Source organism: Streptomyces sp. NPDC050988, from assembly GCF_044456225.1.
Classification (GTDB): domain Bacteria; phylum Actinomycetota; class Actinomycetes; order Streptomycetales; family Streptomycetaceae; genus Streptomyces.
In genome coordinates, this window is sequence record NZ_JBITFQ010000003.1 from 250801 (window position 1) to 274188 (window position 23388).

The window sequence follows — 23388 nt, forward strand, 5'->3', positions numbered from 1 at the left end:
TGAGTGGCGTCCAGAGTACGGGGCGGAAGTGACAGCCGGGGTGGGGGCGCTGTCGCTGTGACTTGGTCGCTACGTGCGGGGTGCCACCGGCGTGCCGGGGGCTACCGGTGTGCGGGGGGCTACCGGTCGTCGTAGTGCCGCGGGCCGTCCGTGGCTTGTCGCGCAGTTCCCCGCGCCCCTGGCGGGGCGGGGCCCTTACGGGGTCGAGATTGTCAGGTCCGCGCGCCTCGGAGTCGCGAAGGCCTCCAGATCGGCGCGGGTCAGGCCCGCCGCTCGGGCCACCTCCGCGATGTCGAGGGCGCCGCAGTCCAGGCCGCGCAGGAGGTAGCCGCTGAGGGCCTTGGCGGTGGCCGGCTCGTCCATGACGTCGCCGCTGGCGTGGTTGGCGTACCGGGCGAGACGTCCCGCGGCCTGCTCGAAGCCCTCGCGGTAGAACGCGAACACGGCCGCGTAGCGTGTGGGGATGTGGCCGGGGTGCATGTCCCAGCCCTGGTAGTAGGCGCGGGCGAGCGCGCGGCGGGTGAGGCCGTAGTGCAGCCGCCAGGCGTCGTGGACCTTCGGCGTCGGGCCGACCGGCAGGACGTTCGTGGAGCCGTCCGAGACACGGACGCCGGTGCCCGCGGCCGCGACCTGCATGATCGCCTTGGCGTGGTCGGCGGCCGGATGGTCGCTGGCCTGGTAGGCGGCGGAGACGCCGAGGCAGGCGCTGTAGTCGAAGGTGCCGTAGTGCAGGCCCGTGGCCCGCCCCTCCGCCGCCTGGATCATGCGGGCGACGGTCGCGGTGCCGTCGGTGGCGAGGATGGACTGGCTGGTCTCGATCTGGATCTCGAAGCCGATCCGGCCCTGCTCCAGGCCGCGCGCCTTCTCGAACTCCTCCAGGAGCCGCACCATGGCCGTGACCTGCTCGGCATAGGTCACCTTGGGGAGGGTCAGCACGAGCCCGTCGGGCAGGCCGCCCGCCTCCATCAGGCCGGTCAGGAAGATGTCGAGCGTGCGGATGCCACGGTCGCGGACCGGCGCCTCCATGCACTTCATCCGGATGCCCATGTACGGGGCCGCCGTGCCGTTCTCGTACGCCTCCGACACCAGCCGTGCCGCGCGGGCCGCCGCCTCGTCCTCCTCGGCGTCCGGGCGCGGGCCGTAGCCGTCCTCGAAGTCGACACGGAGGTCCTCGATGGGCTCGCGCTCCAGCTTGGCGCGTACGCGGTCGTACACAGGCCCGGCAAGGTCGTCCGAGAGGCCGAGGACCGCGGCGAAGGAGGCGGCGTCCGGCGCGTGTTCGTCGAGGGCGGCGAGGGCCTGGTCGCCCCAGGAGCGGATGGTGTCGGCGGCGAAGACGTCACCGGGGACGTACACGGTGTGGACGGGCTGGCGGGTGCCGGGGTCGCCGGGGTAGCGGTGCTCCAACTCGGCGTCGACCGGGGCGAGGGAAGCGCTGATCTCCTCACTGACCGCGCCCGCGAGGCTCGTCGCCACCTTCTCCTGCTGGCCCTGACCCATTCCATACCCTCCTGTTTTCCGCTTCACGGAATCAAATATCCGTAGAGCGAAGTTATCCGCGGACCTTCCCGCCGGTCAACACCCTCCGGTCTTCCGGGGCACCCCCAGGGCTCCCGCCCCGACCACGTCGGATACCCTGCCGGGCCACGTCCGTATTCCTTCCCTGGTCGTCGCCGGATCCCTTCCCCGGCGGCCGGGGACTTCCACCGCGGCCGCCCCTGAATTCCCTCGGGGCCGCCCTCGGGACTTCCTTCGGGGTCCACCCCGGGATCTCGACATGTTCACGCCCAGCTTCGAAACTGCGATGCGCACGACTCGCCGCCATCCGCAGCAGAACCGGTGCCCTCACAGGAACCGGCCTCCGCCAGAGAAGGAGCCACCCGTGCCCCATCGCAGTCGAGTCACGCGTCGCCTGGGCCTCAAGACCGCTCTCGCAGCGGCGGTCACCCTGCCTCTGTCCAGTACAGCACTGTCGACCTCACCCGCCTCCGCGGCGAACCGAATATCGCGGAGCCGCCGGCTGGAGGTCATGTCGTTCAACCTGCGGTACGCGAGCACCGCCGAACCCAACAGCTGGGCCGTCCGCCGCCCTGTGATGCGCGAACTGCTGCGCCAGGAGCAGCCGCACGTCATGGGCGTCCAGGAGGGCCTGTACCAGCAGGTGCGCGACATAGAGGCCGACCTCGGAACGCACTACGACTGGATCGGCACGGGCCGCGCGGGCGGCAGCCGCGACGAGTTCATGGCGGTCTACTACGACACCCGCAGACTCGCCCCGGTCGAGTACGACCACTTCTGGCTCTCCGACACCCCCGACGTGATCGGCTCGAACACCTGGGGCGGCGGGTCCATACGCATGGTGACCTGGGTCCGCTTCCGTGACCTGGGCGACGGCGAGCGGCAGTTCTACTTCCTCAACACCCACCTCGACAACGCGAGCCAGAACGCACGCGCGCGTGCGGCGTCCCTGATCGCCGCACGGATCGCCGGGCTCGACCGGACCCTGCCGCTCCTGGTGACCGGCGACTTCAACATCGCCGCCCACAAGAACCCGGTCTACGACACGATGCTGGCCGCCGGACTCACCGACACCTGGGACACCGCGGCCGAGCGGAGCACGCTGTACGCCACCTTCCACGGCTACCGGCCCCTGGTCCCGGACGGCGACCGCATCGACTGGATACTCGCCACGCCCGGCGTGACCTCGCACCGGGCGTCGATCAACACCTTCTCCGTGGGCGGACAGTTCCCGAGCGACCATCTGCCCGTACAGGCGTCACTGACCCTGGGCTGACCCTGACATGAGGCGAGGCCCCGGTGACCGTGACGGTCACCGGGGCCTCGTAGGTCACGAGGTACCCGCGGACTAGGTGCGAGGTACCCGCGAAGCCGATCAGCCCTTGCGGGTGTTGATCTCCTCGGTGAGCTGCGGGACGACCTCGAAGAGGTCGCCGACCACGCCGTAGTCGACCAGGTCGAAGATCGGCGCCTCGGCGTCCTTGTTGACGGCGACGATCGTCTTCGACGTCTGCATACCAGCGCGGTGCTGGATCGCGCCGGAGATGCCGGAGGCGATGTAGAGCTGCGGGGAGACCGACTTGCCGGTCTGGCCGACCTGGTTGGTGTGCGGGTACCAGCCGGCGTCCACCGCGGCACGCGAGGCGCCGACGGCCGCGCCGAGCGAGTCGGCGAGGGCCTCGATGATCGAGAAGTTCTCGGCGCCGTTGACACCGCGGCCACCGGAGACCACGATCGCGGCCTCGGTCAGCTCGGGGCGGCCCGTCGACTCGCGCGGGGTGCGGCCGGTGACCTTGGTGCCGGTCGCCTTGTCCGAGAAGGAGACCGCGAGGGCCTCGACGGCGCCGGCGGCCGGGGCAGCCTCCACGGCGGCGCTGTTCGGCTTGACCGTGATGACCGGGGTGCCCTTGGAGATGCGGGACTTGGTGGTGAAGGAGGCGGCGAACGCGGACTGCGTGGCCACCGGGCCCTCGTCGCCGGCCTCCAGGTCGACGGCGTCGGTGATGATGCCCGAGCCGATACGGACCGCGAGACGGGCGGCGATCTCCTTGCCCTCGGCGGAGGACGGCACGAGCACGGCGGCCGGGGAGACGGCCTCGTACGCGGCCTGCAGCGCGTCCACCTTCGGGACGACCAGGTAGTCGGCGTACTCCGCGGCGTCGTGCGTGAGGACCTTGACCGCGCCGTGCTCGGCGAGCGCGGCGGCGGTGTCGGCGGCGCCCGGGCCCAGCGCGACGGCGACGGGCTCGCCGATGCGGCGGGCCAGCGTCAGCAGCTCCAGGGTGGGCTTGCGGACGGCACCGTCCACGTGGTCGACGTAGACGAGAACTTCAGCCATGGGAATGCTCTCCTGCTTGCGAAAGATGAGGGGCGGTAGGGGAACCTGCGGCGGGCTCGCGTCCTAGATGAACTTCTGGCCCGCGAGGAACTCGGCGAGCTGCTTGCCGCCCTCGCCCTCGTCCTTGACGATCGTGCCGGCGGTGCGTGCCGGGCGCTCGGTGGCGGAGTCGACCTTGGTCCAGGAGCCTTCGAGACCGACCTCGTCCGTCTCGATCTCCAGGTCCTCCAGGTCCCAGGACTGAACCGGCTTCTTCTTGGCGGCCATGATGCCCTTGAAGGACGGGTAACGCGCCTCGCCCGACTGGTCGGTGACCGACACGACGGCCGGCAGGGAGGCCTCCAGCTGCTCGGACGCGGTGTCGCCGTCACGGCGGCCCTTGACCACACCGTCCTCGACGGAGACCTCGGAGAGCAGCGTGACCTGCGGGACGCCCAGACGCTCGGCGAGCAGCGCCGGGACGACACCGGCGGTGCCGTCGGTGGACGCCATGCCGGAGATGACCAGGTCGTAGCCGGCCTTCTCGATGGCCTTGGCCAGCACGAGCGACGTACCGATGATGTCGGTGCCGTGCAGGTCGTCGTCCTCGACATGGATCGCCTTGTCGGCGCCCATGGACAGCGCCTTGCGCAGCGCGTCCTTGGCGTCCTCGGGGCCGACGGTCAGCACGGTGATCTCCGCGTCGTCCGCCTCGTCGGCGATCTGCAGGGCCTGCTCGACCGCGTACTCGTCGAGCTCCGACAGCAGGCCGTCCACGTCGTCACGGTCGACGGTCAGGTCATCGGCGAAGTGCCGGTCGCCAGTGGCGTCGGGCACGTACTTCACGGTGACAACGATCCTCAAGCTCACGCCGGCTCTCCTACTGCATCGTCTTTTTTCTGGGCTGCCTGCTTAGGGGCAGCATAGGCGCCTGAAGCGGCCGTTCCCGGTGGGGGCGACCCGCGCTCCGGGCGAAATATTACTCGCCAGTACGCACATCTACGCTCCCGCAGGTGGTTCCCTCTAAGCAAGCGCTTTGAACTGTGACCTTCGCAACGCAGCGTAATCGGAACTCGACGCTCACGCAGGCGAGGTGGGCCGTACGGCCCGACGCGTCATTCCCGCAGCCCCTTGAAGTCGCCCTGGTGGTACAGGAGTGGGCGGCCCGCGCCTGCCGGGTCCCCGAGGACCACCTCGGCCAGCACGATGCGGTGGTCCCCGGCCGGCACGCGGGCGACGACCCGGCAGACGAGCCAGGCGAGGACGTCGTCGAGTACGGGGACACCCTCGGGGCCCTCCCGCCAGGCAGTGGGCGCGCCGAAGCGGTCAGCGCCGCTGCGGGCGAAGGTGGCCGCCAGTTCCCGCTGGTGCTCGCCGAGTATGTGGACGCCGACGTGATCCCGCTCGGCGATCGCCGGCCAGCTGGACGCGCCGGTGCCGACGCCGAAGGAGACCAGCGGGGGTTCGGCGGACACCGAGGTGAGCGAGGTGGCGGTGAAACCCACCGGGCCCTCGCCGCCCTGGGCCGTGATCACGGCCACTCCGGCCGCGTGCCGTCGGAAGACGGAACGGAGGAGGTCCGGGGAGGCGAGTTCGGGAGAGGTGAGTCGAGGGGTTCCGAGATCGGGCGTGGCCGTCATGGAGTTGTCCTTCTGCGGGAGACGACGAGCAGGTCCTGGGCTGGTCAACAGCCCGGACAGTGCGCGCTCGCGCAGCGGCCGGGAGCCGCGGTCCGAGGGCGTTCGCGCTCGACGAGAAGGAGTTCCAGGGGCATACGGTCAGGCTGACGATAGGTGGTGCGTGCAGTCAAGTGGGTCCCGGTATATGGGAGATGCGTCACCGGCGGCCTCCAGCCTCGTCCAGCGTCACAGGTCAGGGTGTTCCGACCGCCTCGCCGAGCGCGGCGATCACGTCCGCCTTGCGCGGCTGCCCCGTCGCACGCCGGACGACGCGTCCGTCCGCGTCGAGGACGAGCACGGTCGGCGTCTTGAGGATGTCGAGTTCCCGTACGAGGTCGAGGTGGTCCTCGGCGTCGATCTCGACGTGCGTCACGCCCGGGACCAGCTCGGCGACCTCGCCGAGCACCCTGCGGGTCGCCCTGCAAGGTGCGCAGAAGGCGCTGGAGAACTGGACGAGTGTGGCTCGCTCGCCGAGATCCTCGCCCAACTCGGCCGCACCCAGCAGCTTTCCGTCGTCCCGCCCGCGCACTCTGACTCTCCCGCTCCGCCGTCGGTTCAGCACTCCGAAGGCGCTCGCCGCCACGAGCACCACCACGCACACCACGATTCCGGTCATCCTCGCCTTCAGCGTTCACGAGACTGCAAAGATTCCCGCGGCGGCGGATCGTTTTCCATGCGGAATGCTTGGTTCATGGACATCGATGCAAGAGGGCCGCGTTTCGGAGCGGCCGTGACGACCGTCGTACTGGCGGTCGTACTGATCACCGGCAGCGCCTGGCTGCTGGCGTGGCAGACACTGGCGTTCGCGCTGGGCGCGGCCGGTGGCGTGGCGCGCTCCCCGTACGGCTGGCTGTTCCGCAAGGCGGTGCGTCCCCGGATCGGGCCGCCGACGGAGTTCGAGGCGCCGGAGCCGCCGCGGTTCGCGCAGGCGGTCGGTTTCGCGTTCGCGGCGGTGGGGTTGATCGGTTACGGAGTGGGGCCCGAGTGGCTGGGGCTCGCGGCGACCGGGGCGGCGCTCGCGGCGGCGTTTCTGAACGCCGCGTTCGGGTACTGCCTCGGGTGCGAGATGTACCTGCTCGTACGTCGGCTCACGGTTCGCGCAGAGTAAAGGCGGCTTAAAACTCCGAGGTGGATCAAGGGGTGACGTGACGAGGATCTCGCCCTGGCGCGGCACGAGGACTGGCCACTCGTCCGTTCTTGGGGCACGATCTGCGCAATGCCGTAAACCTACGGCAGCGTAACTTCCCGCCGGGAGCCCCCCTTCCCAGGCAGACCAGAGAGAAGGGTCCACTCCGTCCATGGCTGAGCTTGCCTACCGTCCCGCCATCGGTCTCGCCCAGACGTTGTTCAAGGCCTGGGACCTGAAGATCGACCTCAAGGGAACGGAGAACATCCCGCGCTCCGGCGGTGCGGTGCTGGTGAGCAACCACATCAGCTATCTCGACTTCATCTTCGACGGTCTGGCCGCCCTTCCGCAGAAGCGCCTGGTCCGCTTCATGGCGAAGGAGTCGGTGTTCCGGCACAAGATCTCCGGCCCCCTGATGCGCAACATGAAGCACATCCCGGTGGACCGCAAGAACGGCGAGGTGGCGTACGCCCACGCGCTGGACTCGCTGCGCTCCGGTGAGATCGTCGGCGTCTTCCCCGAGGCGACGATCTCCCAGTCGTTCACGCTGAAGAGCTTCAAGTCGGGTGCCGCGCGCATGGCCCAGGAGGCCGGCGTCCCGCTGATCCCGATGGCGGTGTGGGGCACGCAGCGGCTGTGGACCAAGGGCCACCCGCGTAACTTCAAGCGCAGCCACACCCCGATCACCATCCGCGTCGGCGAGGCCATAGAGGCCTCGCGCGACAAGTACGCGGGCGCGATCACCCGCCAGTTGCGCGAGCGTGTGCAGGAGCTCCTGGAAGCCGCCCAGCGCGCCTATCCCGTACGCCCCAAGGGCCCGAACGACACCTGGTGGATGCCGGCCCACCTCGGCGGCACGGCCCCGACCCCCGAAGAGGTCAAGGCCGCCGAGGCCCGCTGAGAAGCCACTCGCGCCGGGCCGCTACCGCGGCTCGTGGACGGTGATCCGCGCCCCCGGGCTGAACTTCTCCAGCAGTTCGGCGAGTTCGGCTCCCGCGGTCTCGACGTCGGTCACCGGCATCGGTGTGAGGCTCTCCAGGAGGAAGACCGCCGAGGTCGACTCCTCGGTGAGGCGGGTGCGCGGGCCCTGGCGCCAGTTCCAGCGGCGGCAGGTGACGCCCCTCTCGTCGCACCACACCACCTCGCCGGCGTCGGGGTGCTCGACGGCCTCCTCCCCCGCCGCGACGGTCACGAAGTCCTCGTCGCCCGTGGCGCGCACGAGACGCATCCCGCCCTGGACGCGGTCGAGGTCCTCCCCGCCGACCGGGATCAGATGGGCGACGCTGATCGCGTTGTAGAGGTCGACCAGCACGTTGATCCTGGGCAGCCCGGCGTCCGAGAGGGCCCTTTTCGCCAGCGCCTCCGCCGAGTTGCGCGTACGCGAGGGCTTGGAGCCGAACGCCGTGTAGACCTCGCGCCACGCTGCCATGTGCGGGTCCTCGTACGGGGCGCGCCGGTCGAGGCGGGCGGCGAGCCGGCGGGCAGCGTCGTCGAGGAGTTCCGAGGTGCCGTCCGTACTGGGCCCGTTGACGAGTCCGTACGCCTCGATGGTGAGGTGCGTGAAACCGGGCGCGAGTGCGCGCACCTCGTCGGACACGGTGAGCGGGAGGGTCATCTTCTGCCTTGTCTGCCTTGCCTCAGAGTGCGGTGGGGAGGGTCTTCCACAGGTGCGGCCGGTCGGGGGCCGCCTTGAGGGCGCTCAGGACGACCGGATGAGGTTCAGCGTACAGTACTGGGCAGTCCACCTCATTGGACTGCGGATCGACGGCGAAGGCCAGCCGTTCGCCGTCGAGCGAGAACTGGGCGTCCACACCGGGCTTGTTGCCGCGGCAGTCCTGCCGGTGCCAGGCCCCGTTGAACCGCACGGCGACCAGACCGTGCACGACATGCCCACTTCCGTCACCATCGCCGCCATCGTCGTCATGGAGAAGCGACTGGTAGCAGAAGGCGGTGGGGATGTCCTCGGCTCGCAGGAGCGCGGCGAGCGCGTGCGCCTTGGCGTGGCAGATGCCGGTGCGCAGTTCCAGGACGTCGGAGGCACGCCAGGTGACGCGCGGGTCGCCCGCGTCCTGGGAATGCGGGACGGTGTCGCGCACGAACTCGTACGCGGCGCGTGCATAGCCATACGAGTCCACCACCCCCTCGGCGAGACGTGCGGCCGTCTCCCGTACGCGTGGATGGTGATGGTCGATCACGTCGTCAGCGACCAAGTATGCGGACAGGTCAGGGGTGTTCTGGATCAGCTCCATGCCCGCAGAGCATAGGAATGCGATCACCCGATAGTCAATGACTTTTCGGGCGACCGCATATCTATGCACGCCGCTATGTTGGGTCGCTAGCGGGCCATTTCCTCCTTGAGCGCCGCCACGAACCCGTCGACGTCGTCCTCGGTCGTGTCGAAGGCGCACATCCAGCGGACGTCGCCCGCGGCCTCGTCCCAGAAGTAGAAGCGGTAGCGCTTCTGCAGGCGCTCGCTCACGTCGTGGGGCAGCCGCGCGAAGACGGCGTTGGCCTGGACGGGGTGGAGGATCTCGACGCCGTGCACCGCGCGCACGCCCTCGGCGAGGCGCTGGGCCATCTCGTTCGCGTGGCGGGCGTTGCGCAGCCACAGGTCCTTGGCAAGCAGCGCCTCCAACTGCACCGAGACGAAGCGCATCTTGGAGGCGAGCTGCATCGACAGCTTGCGCAGGTGCTTCATGTGGCTGACGGCGTCCCGGTTGAGGACGACGACGGCCTCGCCGAACAGCGCGCCGTTCTTCGTGCCGCCGAAGGAGAGGACGTCCACGCCGACCGCGTTGGTGAACGCCCGCATCGGGACGTTCAGGGAGGCGGCCGCGTTGGCTATCCGGGCGCCGTCGAGGTGCACCTTCATGCCGTGCGCGTGGGCGTGCTCGCAGATCGCGCGGACCTCATCGGGCGTGTAGACGGTGCCCAGTTCGGTGTTCTGGGTGATCGACACGACCTGCGGCATCGCGCGGTGCTCGTCGTCCCAGCCGTACGCCTGCCGGTCGATCAGCTCGGGGGTCAGCTTGCCGTCGGGCGTGGGCACCGTGAGCAGCTTGAGTCCGCCCATGCGCTCGGGGGCGCCGCCCTCGTCGACGTTGATGTGCGCGCTCTCCGCGCAGATCACCGCGCCCCAGCGGTCCGTGAGCGCCTGGAGCGCCACGACGTTCGCGCCGGTGCCGTTGAAGACGGGGAACGCCTCGGCACTCGCGCCGAAGTGTCCCCGGATCACCTGCTGGAGGTGATCGGTGTAGTCGTCCTCGCCGTACGCGATCTGGTGCCCGCCGTTGGCCAGGGCCAGGGCGGCGAGCACCTCGGGATGGGCCCCCGCGTAGTTGTCACTGGCGAATCCGCGGATCTCCGGGTCGTGACGACGGCGGGCGTCGGTCTTCGGAGGGTTCACCGCTTCTCGGTCAGCCACAGACGCTTTCCGTTCACTTCGGAGGCGGGCCGCTCCCAGACGCCGGTGATGGCCTCGGCCAGCTCCTTGACGTCCGTGAAGCCCGCGAACTTCGCGTTCGGGCGCTCGGCGCGCATCGCGTCGTGCACCAACGCCTTCACGACCAGGATGGCAGCCGCGGACGTCGGCCCGTCCGCGCCCCCGGAGACCCCGGCCTTGCGGAAGAAGTCGGCCATGGCCAGCGTCCACGCCTCGGCCGCGGCCTTGGCGGCGGAGTAGGCGGCGTTGCCCGCGGTGGGCTTGCTCGCACCCGCGGCGCTGATCAGGACGTACCGGCCGCGGTCGCTGCGCTGCAGCGCCTCGTGGAAGGCGAGGGAGGTGTGCTGCACGGTGCGGATCAGGAGCATCTCCAGGAAGTCCCAGTCGTCGAGGCTGGTCCTGGTGAAGGTCTCGCTGCCGCGCCAGCCGCCCACGAGATGGACCAGGCCGTCCACCCGCCCGAAGTCCTTCTCGATGCGGGCGGCCCAGTCGTGGCTGGACTGCAGGTCGAGCAGGTCGACCGTGTCGCCGACGACCGTGGAGCCACCGTGCGCGTACCGGGCCGCGTCCACCGCCTCCGCGAGCCGCTCGGGATCGTTGTCCGAGCCGACGACGGTCGCACCCGCCTCGGCAAGCCGCAGAAGAGCCGCCCGGCCCGCGGGCCCGCCCGCGCCGGCCACCGCGATCACCGCACCGCTGAGAGCCCCATTCCCCATGATCTTCGCCTCCTGAGCAGTGATGTTGGCGCGGTCGCTCACGCGGCCACCCGCTCGGCACTCTCCGCCGTGATGCCCTTGGTGGAGGCGATCACGTTCTTCAGCTTCTTGGAAAGGGCCTCATAGAACATGCTCAGGGGAAACTCGTCCGGAAGCACGTCGTCCACGAGCTTTCGCGGCGGCTGGTTCAGATCGAGGGCGTCCGGACCCTTGGCCCAGCGGGAGCCCGGGTGCGGGGCGAGGTACTGGGAGACCAGGTCGTACGCGGCGAACCAGTGGACCAGCTTCGGACGGTCGATGCCGTCGCGGTACAGCTTCTCGATCTCGGCGCACAGCTCGTTGGTGACCTGCGGGGCGCGCTGCCAGTCGATGTGCAGCTTGTTGTCGGTCCAGCGGACGACGTCGTGCTTGTGCAGGTAGGCGAAGAGCAGCTGGCCGCCGAGCCCGTCGTAGTTGCGGACGCGGTCGCCGGTCACGGGGAAGCGGAACATGCGGTCGAACAGCACCGCGTACTGCACGTCACGGCCCTGCGGGAAGCCGTCGGCCTCCAGCTTCACGGCCTCCTTGAAGGCGGTGAGGTCGCAGCGCAGCTCCTCCAGGCCGTACATCCAGAACGGCTGGCGCTGCTTGATCATGAAGGGGTCGAAGGGCAGGTCGCCGTGGCTGTGGGTGCGGTCGTGGACCATGTCCCACAGGACGAAGGCCTGCTCGCAGCGCGCCTGGTCGCCGACCATCTCGCGGATGTCGTCGGGCAGTTCGAGGCCCAGCGTGTCGACGGCGGCCTCGGTGACCTTGCGGAAGCGTGCTGCCTCGCGGTCGCAGAAGATGCCGCCCCAGGAGAATCGTTCCGGCGCCTCGCGCACGGCGATGGTCTCCGGGAAGAGGACGGCCGAGTTGGTGTCGTATCCGGCCGTGAAGTCCTCGAAGGTGATGCCGCAGAACAGCGGGTTGTCGTAGCGGGTGCGCTCAAGATCGGCCAGCCAGTCCGGCCAGACCATGCGCAGGACGACCGCTTCGAAGTTGCGGTTCGGATTGCCGTTCTGCGTGTACATCGGGAAGACGACCAGGTGCTGGAGCCCGTCCTCGCGGTGCGCGGCGGGCTGGAAGGCCAGCAGGGAGTCGAGGAAGTCGGGGACCTGGAAGCCATCCTCGGCCCAGCGGTGCAGGTCCTTGACCAGCGCCTCGTGGTAGGCGGCGTCGTGCGGAAGGAGCGGGGAGAGCTCCTCGACCGCGTCGATGACACGGCGCACGGCGAGACCCGCGTCGGCCTGATCCGGGGCGCCCTCCGCGTCGAAGTCGACCGAACCGTCCTTGGACTGCCATGGCCGGATCCGCTCCACGGCATCCTTGAGCACGGGCCAGGCCGGGTGCTCCACCACCCTGTCCCGGGGAGGAGCCTGCTCCTCCGTACCCACCTGCACAAGAATTTCCGTCATGACCCATCCTCCACGGGAGAACCTCGCGTATGGACACCGTATGCGTGCAGGGTTCTCCGCCACAAGTGGAGACTCGGGAGATTATCCTGCCTTCCTCCACCTTCACCGCTCTTTTTCCTGTCGGACGTCACGAGGACGAATACTTCCGCCGATTGCTGGGTAGCCGCCGGAGTTCGGTCAACCCGCCCGGGACTCGCCCACGCAGGAGTGAGGCGGGAGGGGCCCGGCGCGGCCTGTTCTCGCCGCTGGAAGGCCTCATTCCCCGCTGCCGGAGCGGGTTCAACGCCGGGCCGGGCCATTAGGCTGCGGCCTTGCCGCGTGGGCACGGGACCGCAGCACGTGGCAGCCGAGCCGCCGTCGACGGAAGCGGAGTCAGCCTTGAACTTTCTCACCATCGGGCACCGCGGAATCATGGGTGTCGAGCCCGAGAACACCCTCCGCTCCTTCATCGCCGCCCAGCAGGCCGGCCTGGACCTGATCGAACTCGATCTGCACCTGAGCAAGGACGGCGCGCTCGTCGTCATGCACGACGCCGACGTGGACCGTACGACCGACGGGTCGGGCCCGATCGCCGAGAAGACCCTCGCCGAGCTGCGGGTGCTCGACGCGGGCCGCGGCGAGCGCATCCCGGTCTTCGAGGAGGTCCTGGACGCCGTCACGGCCCCGCTGCAGGCCGAGATCAAGGACGTGGCCGCCGCCCGGGCGCTGGCGGAGGTCATGAACCGGCGCGATCTGGTCGGCAGGGTCGAGGTCCTGTCGTTCCACGACGAGGCCATCGCCGAGATCGCACGGCTCGTCCCCGGCGTCCGCACGGCGCTGGTCGCCAGCCGCTATGGCATCGATGTCGTCGAGCGGGCCACCGCGGTCGGCGCCACGAGTCTCGTCCTGAACATCCGCCGTCTGACCCTGGAGGTCGTCGAGCGCGCTCGCAAGGCGGACCTGCGGATCATCGGCTGGGTCGTGAACACCCAGGACCATCTGCGCCTCGTACGCGCCCTGGAGCTGGACGGCGCGACCACCGACTATCCGGAGATCAAGCGCACCGGCCGCTTCACGGCGTAACGGCCGGACCGCGCGGCGGAACGATTATGCGAGCGGCCTGATCAAGCGAGCGGCTTCACCAGGAGCTCGAAGCGCAGGTCGTCGCGCTGCGGGATGCCGAACCGCTCGTCGCCGTACGGGAAAGGAGTCATCTCTCCCGTACGGCGGTAGCCGCGCCGCTCGTACCAGGCGATGAGGTCGTCGCGTACGGAGATCACGGTCATGTGCATCTCCTTGACTGCCCAGGTCTCGCGGGCGAACCGCTCCGCCTCGGCGATGATCACCTTGCCGAGGCCGGCGCCCTGGAGCGTGGGGCTGACCGCGAACATGCCGAAGTAGGCGTGGTCACCGCGATGTTCGAGCTGACAGCAGGCGACCACCGTGCCGTCGCGCTCGACGGTCAGCAGGCGGCTGTCGGGAGACTTGATGACCGCCCGCACGCCCTCCGGGTCGGTCCGCTGGCCCTCCAGGATGTCCGCTTCAGTGGTCCACCCCGTGCGGCTGGAGTCTCCCCGGTAGGCCGACTCGATCAGCACGACGAGGGCGTCCACGTCGGCGTCGGTGGCGTCGCGGAACGTCAGTCCGGTGGCGGCGGTGTCCATGGAGCGGTTCTCCGATCTCGGGCGCGGCTCGGGCACCGCTGAGCGTAACGCTCCTACTAGGCTCCGGACGCATGGTGCATGTACTGAGCAGCCGGACCTTGCTCCGCCCCTCCGATCCCGACCGGTCCCGCGCCTTCTACGGCGAGCAGCTGGGCCTGCCCGTCTACCGGGAGTTCGGTACGGGTCCCGAGCGCGGCACGGTCTACTTCCTCGGCGGCGGCTTCCTGGAGGTCGCGGGCCGCTCCGAGGAACCCCCCTCCCCCGCCGTCAAGTTGTGGCTCCAGGTCGCGGACGCCACAGCGGCGCACGAGGAACTCGTGGCCGCGGGCGTCGAGGTGCGCCGGCCGCCGGTGAAGGAGCCGTGGGGTCTGATCGAGATGTGGCTCGCGGATCCGGACGGCACGGAGATCGTGGTGGTGGAGGTACCGGCGGACCATCCGCTGCGGTACCGGCCCTGAGCGGAGGCTCTGCGCGGACACCCCTGGGCGTCAGTCCCAGCACAGGCAGAACGGGTGGCCGACCGGGTCCGCGTACACGCGGAACCTGCGGCTGCCGTCCTTGTCGTCCAGGTCGAGCGGGGTGGCGCCGAGGGCCAGCACCTGGGGCTCGGCCGCGTCGATGTCCGGCACGGTGAAGTCCAGGTGCAGTTGCTGGGAGTTCTCGTCGGCGCGTGGCCAGTCCGGCGGCCGGTGGTCCGGGACCCGCTGGAAGGAGATGCGGTGTCCGCCGGGGGCGTGGAGGTCGTACCAGTCGTCGTTGTACTGCTTGACCTCACCGCCGAGCACGCCCGCGTAGAACTCCGCGAGGGCCGGTGGGTCCGGGCAGTCCAGTGCTACGAGGGTGTACGTGGCGATGGCCATGATCGTCCCTTCGGTCGTTCGTCCAGAGGCCCCTTCGGGGGACTTCAGAGGCTCGTCAGAGGTCCTTCAGTGCGGGCAGCAGTTTCTTCTCGGCCCAGTCCAGGAAGGGGAGTTGGTGGTCGCCGCCGACCTGGACCAGGGCGATCTCGGTGAAGCCGGCGGTGACGTAGGGGCGTACGGCCTCCACGAAGGTGTCGACGTCGTCGCCGCACGGGATCGTCTCCGCGACGTCCTCGGGCCGGACGTGCCGGGTGGCCGTGTCGAAGCCCGTCGGGCCGGGCAGTTCGGAGTTGACCGGCCAGCCGCCGAGCGACCAGCGGAACTGTTCGTGGGCCCGTCGGACCGCGGCGTCCCTGTCGGGGTCGTAGCAGACGGGCAGTTGGCCCACCTTGGGCTTGCCGCTGCCGCCGTGCCGTTCGAAGGAGTCGACAAGTTCGGCCTTCGGCTCGGTGGCGATCACCAGGTCGGCCAGCCGGCCGGCGAGGGCGCTGGAGCGTTCGCCCGAGACGGCGATGCCGATCGGGATCGGCTCGTCCGGCAGGTCGAAGAGCCGGGCGTTCTCCACGTCGAAGTGCGGGCCGTGGTGGTTGACGTTCTCGCCGTCGAAGAGCGCGCGGATGATCTCCACGGCCTCTTCCAGCATCTCCAGGCGCACGTGGGCGGCCGGCCAGCCGCCGCCCACCACGTGTTCGTTGAGGTTCTCGCCGGAACCGAGTCCGAGCCGGAAGCGGCCCTCGGCGAGCAGTTGCGTGGTGGCGGCCTTCTGGGCGACGACCGCGGGGTGGTAGCGGGTCGTCGGACAGGTCACGTACGTCATGAGAGGGATCGTGGAGGTGGCCTGTGCCGCGGCGCCGAGGACGCTCCACGCGTACGGGGCGTGCCCCTGCTCCTCCAGCCAGGGGAAGTAGTGGTCGGACGTGACGGAGAAGTCGAATCCGGCCTGTTCGGCGGCCACCACGTGTTGTACGAGGTCACGGGGGCCGGCCTGCTCGGTCATCATCGTGTATCCGATGTGCGTCATGTGTTCCGAGTGGCCGGTCGGGGGTACCCGAAACGTGCCCGCGGGGCGGCGCCACGAGTGGTCGTCCCGCGATGGTGCAATCCCCGGACAAGTGGAGGAAGGGAATCCATGCCCAGGCCGCAGATCAAGGACGAGAACACCTATCAGGCGCTGCGCCGCGAGGGCGCGGGCAAGGAGAAGGCGGCTCGGATCGCCAACAGTCCGAAGTCCGCCTCGCGCAAGGGCGGCAGGAGCGGCTCGTACGAGGACCGGTCGAAGCAGGATCTGTACGAGCAGGCGAAGAAGGTCGGTGTCGAGGGCCGCTCGTCGATGTCGAAGGACGAGCTGATCAAGGCTTTGCGAAACCGCTGACGGCCGAACGACCGAACCACCCCTGAGGAGGCTCTGGCGAGACCGGCGGCGAGCGCGTGACCCCCTGGTCCGCTGGGCCGATGCACGAGGGCGCACGGACGCACCGAGGAGTTGTGGCGCCTCATACGGGCAGAACGCTCCTCATGACACCGCGACTCTCCGTGACAGCACGCACCGCGGGGCCCGGCGTCCTGCCGCCCCTTCGTCCGATCCCCCTCGGTGGCACGGGTCCCGAGGATGTCGTCGTCGACCGTGAAGGCCGCGTGATCACGGGCGTGGCCGACGGCCGCATCCTCCGCGTCCGGCCGCGCGGTCCCGTCCGTGTGGAACAGATCGCCCGGACCGGAGGGCGACCGCTGGGGCTCGAAGTCCTGCCGGACGGGCGGCTGTTGGTGTGCGACGCGGAGCGCGGGCTGCTGCGGGTCACGCCGGAGGGCGACCCCGGGGCGCGGGCCGGGTCCGGGGAGAGGATCGAAGTTCTGGTCGACCGTGTGGCGGGGCAGCCGTTGCGGTTCTGCGGCAACGCGGCCGCGGCGGCGGACGGCACGGTGTACTTCACGGCCTCCAGCAGGCGTTTCGGGCTTCAGGAGTGGCTCGGCGAGCTGATGGAGCGGACGGCGACGGGACGGCTGCTGCGGCTCCCGCCCGGCGGTGGCGAGCCCGAAGTCCTGCTGGACGACCTGGACTTCGCGAAGGGAGTCCTGCTGGCCGAGGACGAGTCCTGGGTCGCCGTGGCGGAGACCGGCGCGTTCCGCCTCACCCGGCTGTGGCTGTCCGGCCCGCGGACCGGCCGGCGCGACACCCTGGTCGAGAACCTCCCCGGATTCCCGGACAACCTCTCCCGCGGCACGGACGGCACGATGTGGGTCGCCCTGGCGGGCCCCCGGCAGCGGCCCCTCGACTGGCTGCGCCGGGCACCCGAGAGCGTACGACGGGCGGCCTGGCGTGCGGCCCGGCCGCTGCCGATCCGGCCTCGCCCCGTCGCCCACGTGCTGGGCATCGGCCCGGGAGGCCGCGTCCGCCACGACCTCAGTCGCCGCAGGGCCGGCTACCGAATGGTGACCAGCGTCTGCGAGCACGACGGCATGCTGATCCTGGGCAGCCTGCTGGAGAAGGGGATCGTCGCGTGCGAACTGCCCGGGAGGGCGTGAGGGCGTGAGGGCGCTGGAACGGAACCTGGCGTCTCAGGGCCGATACACCCCCGTGCCGGAGCCCCTCAACGGTGGCCGAACCCCTCAGTGGTGGCCGAGCCCGCCACTGCCGAAGCCGCCGCTGCTGTTGCGGCCCCAGATCGGTCGCGTCTGGTCCTTGGCGCGGCGCGAGGAGACGTTGCCGTGCAGCTCGTGCGGGGTGAGGACCCTGCCGTTGTGCGGCATCTCGTCGGGCTCGCGCATCTCGCTGATCTCGTGGACCGCGCCCGTCTCGGGCAGATGGGGGTGGTCCTCGGGACGGGGCGGACCGGGTTCCCGGGCACGCACCCGCATCCCCCACCACACCGCGACGACCAGCATCGCCGTGATCAGAAGCCCCACCACGAAGGGTGCCGAACCGGCCACGACTTCGTGGGGAATGGCTATCTCCCTACCGAAGGTGTCCATAAAGGCATAGTACCCGCCTATAACAGCTCAAACAGAGCCTCGCCGGTGTTCCCGCGGCGGTGTGCCGAGGGTCGCCGAGGGTACGGGGAGGGGATGCGTATGGGTGTACTGGACGTCGGCTCGAACACGGTAAGACTCGTCATCGCGGAGACGGATGGAGCCGTTCCGCTCCCCGTGCACACGGCCAAGCGTCGGCTGAGGCTCTCCGACCATGTCGAGCGGGGTGGTCATCTGCCGGAGGAACAGGTGAACCGTCTGGTGGAGGCGGTGGCGGAGGCCCGGGTGGAAGGCAGGCGATGGGGGGTGGCCCAGCCTTTCGCCTTCGCCACGGCGATCGTGCGGGACGCCCCGAACCGCCCCGAGATCCTGGAGCGGGTCGCCGCGGAGGCGGGAGTGCCGCTGCATGTGCTGCCGGGCGAGGTCGAGGCGGAGCTGACCTTCCTGGCGGCGCGGCGCTGGATGGGCTGGCGCGCGGGGCCGCTGGCCATGCTGGACATCGGGGGCGGCACGCTGGAGGTGGCGTTCGGCCGGAGCAAGCTGCCGGACTTCGCGATCTCGCTTCCGCTGGGGGCCAGTCGGCTGACCCGCGAGTTCTTCCGCGGCCAGGACCCGCCGTCGCTTCGCCGGGCCAAGCTGTTGCGCCGGCATGTACGCCACCAACTGCGTGACGTCGCGGCCCGCATCCGCTGGGAGGCACCTCGTACGACGGTCGCCACCTCGCGCACGCTCCAGCAGCTGGGCCGGCTGTGCGGCGCGGCCCCGGGCCGGTCGGGGCCCTTCACCCCGCGCGGCATCACCCGTACCGACCTCCGCGTGGCCGTCGAGCGACTGGCGGTGCTGCCGGCCGCCGATCGTGCCCTGTTGCCGGGCATCTCGCCCGCGCGGGCCGGTCAGTCCCTCGCCGGGGCGATCGTCGCGCACACCACGATGAAGCTGATGGGCATCGACGAGATGACCCTCTGCCCCTGGGCACTGCGCGAAGGGGTCCTGCTGCGCTGTATCGAGGACGGCAACGCCGACTGGTGGGACGGAACGGCCCCCAGCCTCCGCGATCAGGAGACCGCACCGCCGCGGATGCTCCGCCCAGTCGGAGGAGTGGACATGAGCGGCACGGTGCCCGCCCCCGCGTCATCCGCTCAACTCCCCTCCCCATCAGGGAGGTTCACCTGATGACGAGTGCCGGCTCCCCCGCTCACCACGGTCCGCCGGCCCCTCGCCGAGATGGGCGAACTCGCGGTCCGTACGGTCCTCAAGCTCACCCGAGGTGAGGAACTCGACTCGCCCCGGGTGGAGTTGGCCACCGAACCGGTCGTGAGGTCGAGCACGGCACGGGTGCCGGCCGGACGGCTCGGCGGTGGGTGGGGGTGCTCTACGGGAGGTGCTCCCACCCTCGGTCCGTCCGGGTCAGCTCATGGAACCCGGCGCCGGTCAGGCGCCCGATCGACTCCACGGCGCCGGAGGCCTCGTACGCGAAGAGCCGTCGCACTCCTGAGAGCCGCAGCCAGCGGGCGGCCTGGGCGAGCAGCCAGTTCACCAGGCCGTCCACCGGGTGCTCGATGTGGAGGTTGCCGATGTCGGCGAGGCCGCCGCTGCGTGCGTGACGTTCGGGACGGTCCAGGGACGTGTCGACCTCGATGAAGCCCAGTACGCGCCCGTCGGCGTGGGCCGTGAAGCGGGTGCCGCACTCGCCGAGCGTGCGGTCGACGGAGACTCCCGGCAGGGGCGCGAGGGATGGCAGATCGGCCACGTCGGCGATCAGGATGACCTCGGTGTCGCCCGTGTGCCGGAACCCGGCCCGTTCGTAGGCGGCACGGATGTGCGGCCAGGGCCGTGGCAGGCCGTACACGACGGGTGCGGGCAGGGATCCGTCGGCGTATCGGAGGCGGACGTTCCAGCGGGCCAGCTGGGCCAGACAGGCCGCCATCAGCAGATCGGAGGCCTGGTCGGAGTCCGGCCAGAAGGAGGCGGGCGGATGGCAGACGAACCAGTCGATCGCGCCGGAGTCCCGGAAGCTCTCGCCGACCTCGGTGTCGGCGCGGTAGCGCAGGAGATGCGCGCCGGCCACCACGTACCGGCGCTGCTCGGCGACGAACGTGATCCGCTCGGCCACCCATGGGTCGGTGATGAACTCGTCCGGCTGCCGTGTCAAGGCGCTGAGCACGGTGTTCACGGAGACGGAGACACCGGGGACGACAGCGGCGACATGCGCGTTGACGAGTTCGGTGAGCTGGTCGCGGTCGTCGCGGTGGAAGGGACGCACCGTGAGCGCGGGCATGCGGAGACCTCCGGATCGATGTACACGAGGAGGCCGCCATGAGGTGCGGTACGCGGGCGAGAGTACGCCTCACCGAGTGGTCCCGCCATGTGGTTTTCCGTCGGCTCGCCGGGGCACGTGGCCGGGACTAGCGTGCGAGGAGGAGCCCTTCGCGCTCCTGACCTGCTCACGCCGGAAGTCGGAAGGAAGGTCGGCCATGAAACTGGACAAGCCGGTGCCCGGCGGGCCCTGCTGGACCGAGCTGGGGACCAGTGACCTGGAGGCGGCCAAGCGGTTCTACGCCGATGTCTTCGGCTGGCGCCCGGAGACGGATCCGCGCGCGGAGGCGGGCGGCTACACGCTCGCGTACCTCGGCGACGCGTCGGTCGCCGCGCTGACCCCGCTGTTCCAGGAGTCGCAGCCGGTCGCCTGGAACGTGTCGTTCGCGGTGCCCGACGTGGATGCGACCGTGCGGGCGGTACGGGACGCGGGCGGCGCGGTCGTACTGGAGCCGATGGACGTGTTCGACCTGGGGCGTTTCGCGGTGGTGGCCGACCCGGGCGGCGCGGTGTTCCAGCTCTGGCAGGCGCGCTCGTTCGCCGGTGCCGGGCTGTTCAACGCCCCCGGCGCGCTCGGCTGGGTCGAGCTGATGACACGTACCCCCGGCCTGGTCACGGCCTTCTACACGACGGTGTTCGGCTGGACCGTCAACGCCTCGGAGCACTACACGCAGTGGGGCATCGACGGCTCCGATTTCGGCGGCATGGTGGAGATGGGCGACAAGTTCCCGCACGAGGTGCCCTCGCACTGGCTGCCGTACTTCGCCGTCGAGGACGTCGAGGCCACGGCCGAGGCGAGTACGCAGGCGGACGGCGGCGTCCTCATGGAACCCACGTCGGTCCCCGAGGGCCCGCGCATCGCGGTGCTCCGGGACCCGCAGGGTGCGGTGTTCGGCATCTACAGGGCGGGCGACGAGGGCTAGGGAGCCGGAGGAGGAAGCCGCAAGCGATCGGGACTTGACGCCGCCGCTTGACGCCGCCTGCGGGTCGGGCGTCAGCCGCGCGGGGTGCGCAGGCGGCCCTCCAGCTGGACCAGCAACTCGCCGAGCAGCGCGGCGAGTTCCCGCTGCTCGGCGCCGTCGACCCCGGACAGGACAGCGGTCTCGTACGAGAGCTGCTCGGGCAGGATGGAGTCGACCAGGTCACGTCCGGCGTCGGTGAGGCGTACATGGGCGACGCGTCGGTCGCGGGTGTCGCCCCGGCGCTCGACCAGGCCTCGCTCGGTCAGCTGCTTGAGCCGCTTGGTGACGGCGGCGCCGGAGGAGAAGGTCTCGCGGGCCAGCTCGCCGGGGGTCAGTTCGAGGCCGGTGCGGCGCAGGGCGCCGAGGAGGTCGAACTCGGGGCGGGTGAGTCCGGCGTGCCGCAGGGGCGCGTCCTCGGCCTGCTGGAGGAGCGCCGCACAGCGGTTGATGCGGCCGATGATCTCCATGGGGCCGGTGTCGAGGCCGGGGTGGACCGTCTGCCACTGCCGTACCACCGCGGCAAGGGTGTCCCCCGCGGCCGCCCCTCCACGGACCGCGCCCCCTCCGCCCGCCGTCCGCCCGTTCGCTGCCGTCATGCCCGTGTGCCCTCCAGAACGTGCAGTCCCTGCCGTCTTACCGCAGTCGCGAGCGTACGGTGTCCGGTCCGCTCGGCGAGCAGCACCCGCTCCTCCGGCACGGCGCGCTGCCACCACTCGCCCGCGGCCGCGTCGGCCGTGGCGCGCAGCTCGACGAGCGCCGTGGCCAGCCGGCGGCGGGCGGCCTCCAGGGCGCCGGGGCCGGGCCGCTCGGCGGCGATCAGTCGCGCGGTGTGCTCGCGGGCGCGTTCCACCGTGTCGAGGGCGTTCTCGATGCGATGTCCGGCACGCCGGTTGGTCACCGCCACCGCGGCGGCGAAGCCCACCAGCGCGCCGACGACCGTGTCCACGATCCGGTCCGTCATCAGCTCGCCGGGCTGCTGAAGGCCCGTGAACTCGGTGATCAGCAGCGCCATCGGGGTCACGCAGATGCTGCCGAGCCAGTAGTTGCGGCTGATCAGGGCCTCCGCGCCGAAGTTGAAGGCGAGGCAGCACAGGACGAGGGCGGCGGGGCCGAGGTGGGCGAGCGGGGCGACGGCCGCGAAGAGGAGTACGCCGACGAGGTTGCCGACGACGCGCTGCACTCCGCGGCTCCAGGTCAGCGTGATGTTCGCCTGATAGAGCGAGGCGGCGGTGACCAGGGCCCAGTACGGACGGCCGACGCCGAGCGCCAGCGACACGTAGCCGGCGAGGGCGCAGCCGAGCGCGGTGCGCAGGGCGAGGGGCAGGAGCGGGCCGAGCCTGTCGGCCAACAGGCGCCTGTCCGCGGCCCGTTCGGCCTCCACGCCGAGGAGTTCGTCGGCCGCCGATGCCAGCTCCACGTGCGGCACGGGGCCCGTTCCGCGCAGGTCGCTCGCCCAGGAGCGCAGCCGTCCGGAGTCCGTGTCGGCGGGTGCGGCGAGCGCGATCTCGGCCCGCACGACGAGCCGTTCGAGGGCGCGCCGGGGCTCCGAGCGGGCGCCGCCGGCGAGCAGCGACTGCCAGGCGGCGTGCACGGCGGCGGCCGCGGCGGCCCTGGCGCGCTCGCGTCCGGGGGAAGCGGTGGCGGACGTCTCTGCGTACGCGGCAGCGGTCGTCTCGGCGTACGCGGCGGCCGCGTTCAGGGCACGGGCCGTGGCCCGGCGCTCCGGACCATGCGGTCGTACGAGGCCGGGGGCCATGCCGACGAGCCACGCCCAGGTGCCCGCCGCGGCGGCGAAGGCGAGATGGGCGGGGACCTGGCCGAGCGTCTGCGGGGTGAAGAGGGCGGCCGAGCTGATGAAGGCGAAGATCACCGGTCCGGGCGGGCCAATGCGCGTCGCGTCGCACAGCGCCTTCTGGGTGGCCGCGAGCAGCGCGCCGACGGCGACGAGGACCACGGCGGAGGACGTGAGCGAGGCCGTGACCAGGGCGACCGCGACCGAGGCGAGCATGCCGAGCACAACCCAGGTCAGGGCCCGGGCGCGGGCCGCGTACGGCAGGTTGTGGGCGTAGAGCGCGCAGAGCGACCCGGCCATCGTGTACATCGCGAGGTCCAGCCGGCCGAGCGCCAGCAGCGTCAGGTTCGGCACGCCGACCGCGACGACCACGCTCAGGGCGGGCTTGAACCAGATGTCGGAGGGCCGACCGACGCGCAGGACGCCGGCGAGAGGCAGTCGGCGTGCGGAGGTGGGGCTGGGCGGGGCACTGCTCATGACGATAAGGTTAGCAGGTGTTTTACTCGTGAAACATATCGCCGCACTCCCGCACGCTCCCCCGTGTACACCCTTGCGCTCGCTTGCGCTCCGCCCGGTCCGGGCATCTCTTCGAGCGGACTGTTCGACACCGTCGA

26 protein-coding genes and 1 pseudogene are annotated in these 23388 nt (G+C 70.7%); 10 read left to right on the forward strand and 17 right to left on the reverse strand.

Annotated elements, in window-relative coordinates; translation table 11 throughout:
• Nucleotides 1-195: 195 nt before the first annotated feature.
• A complete protein-coding gene (locus tag ACIBEI_RS09305; RefSeq protein ID WP_398886746.1) occupies nt 196-1500 on the reverse strand; it encodes a DUF6986 family protein in 1305 nt (434 codons plus the stop codon).
• 382 nt (nt 1501-1882) lie between these two features.
• Between ACIBEI_RS09305 and ACIBEI_RS09310 the strand changes: the two genes are divergently transcribed.
• Nucleotides 1883-2794, forward strand: a complete 912-nt coding sequence (locus ACIBEI_RS09310) for an endonuclease/exonuclease/phosphatase family protein (RefSeq protein WP_398886748.1) — start codon at nt 1883-1885, stop codon at nt 2792-2794.
• Nucleotides 2795-2893: 99 nt separating this feature from the next.
• Here ACIBEI_RS09310 and ACIBEI_RS09315 read toward each other — a convergent pair whose 3' ends face one another.
• The 4 genes from ACIBEI_RS09315 to ACIBEI_RS09330 form a co-directional block, all read right to left on the reverse strand.
• On the reverse strand, nt 2894-3856 hold the full coding sequence (locus ACIBEI_RS09315) for an electron transfer flavoprotein subunit alpha/FixB family protein (RefSeq protein ID WP_055613451.1): 963 nt from the start codon (nt 3854-3856) through the stop codon (nt 2894-2896).
• Between the two features lie 63 nt (nt 3857-3919).
• Nucleotides 3920-4705: an electron transfer flavoprotein subunit beta/FixA family protein gene (locus tag ACIBEI_RS09320; RefSeq protein WP_055613450.1), complete on the reverse strand. Its 786-nt coding sequence runs from the start codon at nt 4703-4705 to the stop codon at nt 3920-3922.
• A gap of 245 nt (nt 4706-4950) precedes the next feature.
• Nucleotides 4951-5475, reverse strand: a complete 525-nt coding sequence (locus ACIBEI_RS09325; RefSeq protein ID WP_269650724.1) for a flavin reductase family protein — start codon at nt 5473-5475, stop codon at nt 4951-4953.
• A 232-nt stretch (nt 5476-5707) separates the two neighbouring features.
• Nucleotides 5708-6130, reverse strand: coding sequence for a TlpA family protein disulfide reductase (locus ACIBEI_RS09330; RefSeq protein ID WP_398886751.1), 423 nt, complete (start codon nt 6128-6130; stop codon nt 5708-5710).
• 75 nt (nt 6131-6205) lie between these two features.
• On the opposite strand from ACIBEI_RS09330, the gene ACIBEI_RS09335 reads away from it, so the two are divergent.
• Both ACIBEI_RS09335 and ACIBEI_RS09340 read left to right on the forward strand, forming a co-directional pair.
• A complete protein-coding gene (locus tag ACIBEI_RS09335; RefSeq protein WP_189842201.1) occupies nt 6206-6622 on the forward strand; it encodes a DUF4395 domain-containing protein in 417 nt (138 codons plus the stop codon).
• 190 nt (nt 6623-6812) lie between these two features.
• The gene (locus tag ACIBEI_RS09340) at nt 6813-7541 is read left to right on the forward strand and encodes a lysophospholipid acyltransferase family protein (protein ID WP_398886754.1); all 729 of its coding nucleotides are present in this window, start codon (nt 6813-6815) and stop codon (nt 7539-7541) included.
• A 21-nt stretch (nt 7542-7562) separates the two neighbouring features.
• Here the strand turns inward: ACIBEI_RS09340 and ACIBEI_RS09345 are convergent, their stop codons facing one another.
• The 5 genes from ACIBEI_RS09345 to ACIBEI_RS09365 all read right to left on the reverse strand — a co-directional run bounded on the left by ACIBEI_RS09345 (nt 7563) and on the right by ACIBEI_RS09365 (nt 12234).
• Nucleotides 7563-8255 carry a B3/4 domain-containing protein gene (locus tag ACIBEI_RS09345; RefSeq protein WP_398886755.1) on the reverse strand — a complete coding sequence of 231 codons (693 nt, stop codon included), beginning with the start codon at nt 8253-8255 and terminating at the stop codon, nt 7563-7565.
• A gap of 22 nt (nt 8256-8277) precedes the next feature.
• Nucleotides 8278-8889 carry a transglutaminase domain-containing protein gene (locus ACIBEI_RS09350; RefSeq protein ID WP_398886757.1) on the reverse strand — a complete coding sequence of 204 codons (612 nt, stop codon included), beginning with the start codon at nt 8887-8889 and terminating at the stop codon, nt 8278-8280.
• 86 nt (nt 8890-8975) lie between these two features.
• Nucleotides 8976-10046 carry a threonine aldolase family protein gene (locus ACIBEI_RS09355; RefSeq protein WP_398887365.1) on the reverse strand — a complete coding sequence of 357 codons (1071 nt, stop codon included), beginning with the start codon at nt 10044-10046 and terminating at the stop codon, nt 8976-8978.
• The gene (locus ACIBEI_RS09360) at nt 10043-10798 is read right to left on the reverse strand and encodes an SDR family NAD(P)-dependent oxidoreductase (protein ID WP_398887367.1); all 756 of its coding nucleotides are present in this window, start codon (nt 10796-10798) and stop codon (nt 10043-10045) included. Before ACIBEI_RS09360 ends, ACIBEI_RS09355 begins: the two co-directional genes overlap by 4 nt.
• A gap of 38 nt (nt 10799-10836) precedes the next feature.
• Entirely contained in the window at nt 10837-12234 is a 1398-nt protein-coding gene (locus ACIBEI_RS09365; protein WP_398886759.1) for a DUF6421 family protein, read from the reverse strand.
• A 378-nt stretch (nt 12235-12612) separates the two neighbouring features.
• Here ACIBEI_RS09365 and ACIBEI_RS09370 point away from each other — a divergent pair, with 378 nt between their 5' ends.
• Complete coding sequence (locus ACIBEI_RS09370) at nt 12613-13296, forward strand: glycerophosphodiester phosphodiesterase family protein (protein WP_189842207.1); 684 nt, start codon at nt 12613-12615, stop codon at nt 13294-13296.
• A gap of 41 nt (nt 13297-13337) precedes the next feature.
• Here ACIBEI_RS09370 and ACIBEI_RS09375 read toward each other — a convergent pair whose 3' ends face one another.
• A complete protein-coding gene (locus ACIBEI_RS09375; RefSeq protein ID WP_398886761.1) occupies nt 13338-13877 on the reverse strand; it encodes a GNAT family N-acetyltransferase in 540 nt (179 codons plus the stop codon).
• Between the two features lie 71 nt (nt 13878-13948).
• On the opposite strand from ACIBEI_RS09375, the gene ACIBEI_RS09380 reads away from it, so the two are divergent.
• A complete protein-coding gene (locus ACIBEI_RS09380) occupies nt 13949-14335 on the forward strand; it encodes a VOC family protein (RefSeq protein WP_398886763.1) in 387 nt (128 codons plus the stop codon).
• Nucleotides 14336-14365: 30 nt separating this feature from the next.
• Here ACIBEI_RS09380 and ACIBEI_RS09385 read toward each other — a convergent pair whose 3' ends face one another.
• Nucleotides 14366-14737 carry a VOC family protein gene (locus ACIBEI_RS09385; RefSeq protein WP_398886765.1) on the reverse strand — a complete coding sequence of 124 codons (372 nt, stop codon included), beginning with the start codon at nt 14735-14737 and terminating at the stop codon, nt 14366-14368.
• A gap of 55 nt (nt 14738-14792) precedes the next feature.
• Nucleotides 14793-15758 (reverse strand): LLM class F420-dependent oxidoreductase, encoded by a 966-nt coding sequence (locus ACIBEI_RS09390; protein WP_398886767.1) that lies wholly within the window; start codon nt 15756-15758, stop codon nt 14793-14795.
• Nucleotides 15759-15866: 108 nt separating this feature from the next.
• Between ACIBEI_RS09390 and ACIBEI_RS09395 the strand changes: the two genes are divergently transcribed.
• Together ACIBEI_RS09395 and ACIBEI_RS09400 are read left to right on the forward strand one after the other, a co-directional pair.
• Nucleotides 15867-16109 carry a Rho termination factor N-terminal domain-containing protein gene (locus ACIBEI_RS09395; RefSeq protein WP_398886769.1) on the forward strand — a complete coding sequence of 81 codons (243 nt, stop codon included), beginning with the start codon at nt 15867-15869 and terminating at the stop codon, nt 16107-16109.
• Between the two features lie 143 nt (nt 16110-16252).
• Nucleotides 16253-17260, forward strand: coding sequence for an SMP-30/gluconolactonase/LRE family protein (locus tag ACIBEI_RS09400; protein WP_398886771.1), 1008 nt, complete (start codon nt 16253-16255; stop codon nt 17258-17260).
• Between the two features lie 84 nt (nt 17261-17344).
• Here ACIBEI_RS09400 and ACIBEI_RS09405 read toward each other — a convergent pair whose 3' ends face one another.
• On the reverse strand, nt 17345-17707 hold the full coding sequence (locus ACIBEI_RS09405) for a DUF6479 family protein (RefSeq protein WP_398886773.1): 363 nt from the start codon (nt 17705-17707) through the stop codon (nt 17345-17347).
• A gap of 93 nt (nt 17708-17800) precedes the next feature.
• On the opposite strand from ACIBEI_RS09405, the gene ACIBEI_RS09410 reads away from it, so the two are divergent.
• Together ACIBEI_RS09410 and ACIBEI_RS09415 are read left to right on the forward strand one after the other, a co-directional pair.
• A complete protein-coding gene (locus ACIBEI_RS09410) occupies nt 17801-18877 on the forward strand; it encodes a Ppx/GppA family phosphatase (protein WP_398886775.1) in 1077 nt (358 codons plus the stop codon).
• Nucleotides 18878-18883: 6 nt separating this feature from the next.
• Nucleotides 18884-19021 (forward strand): annotated as a pseudogene (locus tag ACIBEI_RS09415) (substrate-binding domain-containing protein); the annotation flags it as partial.
• A 55-nt stretch (nt 19022-19076) separates the two neighbouring features.
• Here ACIBEI_RS09415 and ACIBEI_RS09420 read toward each other — a convergent pair.
• Nucleotides 19077-19982 carry an N-acetyltransferase gene (locus tag ACIBEI_RS09420; RefSeq protein ID WP_398886777.1) on the reverse strand — a complete coding sequence of 302 codons (906 nt, stop codon included), beginning with the start codon at nt 19980-19982 and terminating at the stop codon, nt 19077-19079.
• Between the two features lie 196 nt (nt 19983-20178).
• On the opposite strand from ACIBEI_RS09420, the gene ACIBEI_RS09425 reads away from it, so the two are divergent.
• The gene (locus tag ACIBEI_RS09425; RefSeq protein ID WP_398886779.1) at nt 20179-20943 is read left to right on the forward strand and encodes a VOC family protein; all 765 of its coding nucleotides are present in this window, start codon (nt 20179-20181) and stop codon (nt 20941-20943) included.
• 71 nt (nt 20944-21014) lie between these two features.
• Here ACIBEI_RS09425 and ACIBEI_RS09430 read toward each other — a convergent pair whose 3' ends face one another.
• Together ACIBEI_RS09430 and ACIBEI_RS09435 are read right to left on the reverse strand one after the other, a co-directional pair.
• On the reverse strand, nt 21015-21578 hold the full coding sequence (locus tag ACIBEI_RS09430) for a MarR family winged helix-turn-helix transcriptional regulator (protein ID WP_398886781.1): 564 nt from the start codon (nt 21576-21578) through the stop codon (nt 21015-21017).
• Nucleotides 21575-23251 (reverse strand): FUSC family protein, encoded by a 1677-nt coding sequence (locus ACIBEI_RS09435; RefSeq protein WP_398886783.1) that lies wholly within the window; start codon nt 23249-23251, stop codon nt 21575-21577. The genes ACIBEI_RS09430 and ACIBEI_RS09435 overlap by 4 nt, the downstream gene beginning before the upstream one ends.
• Between the last annotated feature and the right edge of the window lie 137 nt (nt 23252-23388).

What these genes read in the sequence shown, in the direction of transcription:
- ACIBEI_RS09315 (WP_055613451.1), bottom strand. Translation starts at nt 3,856, where the DNA reads ATGGCTGAAGTTCTCGTCTACGTCGACCACGTGGACGGTGCCGTCCGC.
- ACIBEI_RS09345 (WP_398886755.1), bottom strand. Translation starts at nt 8,255, where the DNA reads ATGACCCTCCCGCTCACCGTGTCCGACGAGGTGCGCGCACTCGCGCCC.
- ACIBEI_RS09335 (WP_189842201.1), top strand. Translation starts at nt 6,206, where the DNA reads ATGGACATCGATGCAAGAGGGCCGCGTTTCGGAGCGGCCGTGACGACC.
- ACIBEI_RS09430 (WP_398886781.1), bottom strand. Translation starts at nt 21,578, where the DNA reads ATGACGGCAGCGAACGGGCGGACGGCGGGCGGAGGGGGCGCGGTCCGT.
- ACIBEI_RS09380 (WP_398886763.1), top strand. Translation starts at nt 13,949, where the DNA reads ATGGTGCATGTACTGAGCAGCCGGACCTTGCTCCGCCCCTCCGATCCC.
- ACIBEI_RS09365 (WP_398886759.1), bottom strand. Translation starts at nt 12,234, where the DNA reads ATGACGGAAATTCTTGTGCAGGTGGGTACGGAGGAGCAGGCTCCTCCC.
- ACIBEI_RS09390 (WP_398886767.1), bottom strand. Translation starts at nt 15,758, where the DNA reads ATGACGCACATCGGATACACGATGATGACCGAGCAGGCCGGCCCCCGT.
- ACIBEI_RS09420 (WP_398886777.1), bottom strand. Translation starts at nt 19,982, where the DNA reads ATGCCCGCGCTCACGGTGCGTCCCTTCCACCGCGACGACCGCGACCAG.
- ACIBEI_RS09360 (WP_398887367.1), bottom strand. Translation starts at nt 10,798, where the DNA reads ATGGGGAATGGGGCTCTCAGCGGTGCGGTGATCGCGGTGGCCGGCGCG.
- ACIBEI_RS09385 (WP_398886765.1), bottom strand. Translation starts at nt 14,737, where the DNA reads ATGGCCATCGCCACGTACACCCTCGTAGCACTGGACTGCCCGGACCCA.
- ACIBEI_RS09395 (WP_398886769.1), top strand. Translation starts at nt 15,867, where the DNA reads ATGCCCAGGCCGCAGATCAAGGACGAGAACACCTATCAGGCGCTGCGC.
- ACIBEI_RS09425 (WP_398886779.1), top strand. Translation starts at nt 20,179, where the DNA reads ATGAAACTGGACAAGCCGGTGCCCGGCGGGCCCTGCTGGACCGAGCTG.
- ACIBEI_RS09305 (WP_398886746.1), bottom strand. Translation starts at nt 1,500, where the DNA reads ATGGGTCAGGGCCAGCAGGAGAAGGTGGCGACGAGCCTCGCGGGCGCG.
- ACIBEI_RS09325 (WP_269650724.1), bottom strand. Translation starts at nt 5,475, where the DNA reads ATGACGGCCACGCCCGATCTCGGAACCCCTCGACTCACCTCTCCCGAA.
- ACIBEI_RS09350 (WP_398886757.1), bottom strand. Translation starts at nt 8,889, where the DNA reads ATGGAGCTGATCCAGAACACCCCTGACCTGTCCGCATACTTGGTCGCT.
- ACIBEI_RS09405 (WP_398886773.1), bottom strand. Translation starts at nt 17,707, where the DNA reads ATGGACACCTTCGGTAGGGAGATAGCCATTCCCCACGAAGTCGTGGCC.
- ACIBEI_RS09340 (WP_398886754.1), top strand. Translation starts at nt 6,813, where the DNA reads ATGGCTGAGCTTGCCTACCGTCCCGCCATCGGTCTCGCCCAGACGTTG.
- ACIBEI_RS09330 (WP_398886751.1), bottom strand. Translation starts at nt 6,130, where the DNA reads ATGACCGGAATCGTGGTGTGCGTGGTGGTGCTCGTGGCGGCGAGCGCC.
- ACIBEI_RS09435 (WP_398886783.1), bottom strand. Translation starts at nt 23,251, where the DNA reads ATGAGCAGTGCCCCGCCCAGCCCCACCTCCGCACGCCGACTGCCTCTC.
- ACIBEI_RS09400 (WP_398886771.1), top strand. Translation starts at nt 16,253, where the DNA reads ATGACACCGCGACTCTCCGTGACAGCACGCACCGCGGGGCCCGGCGTC.
- ACIBEI_RS09410 (WP_398886775.1), top strand. Translation starts at nt 17,801, where the DNA reads ATGCGTATGGGTGTACTGGACGTCGGCTCGAACACGGTAAGACTCGTC.
- ACIBEI_RS09375 (WP_398886761.1), bottom strand. Translation starts at nt 13,877, where the DNA reads ATGGACACCGCCGCCACCGGACTGACGTTCCGCGACGCCACCGACGCC.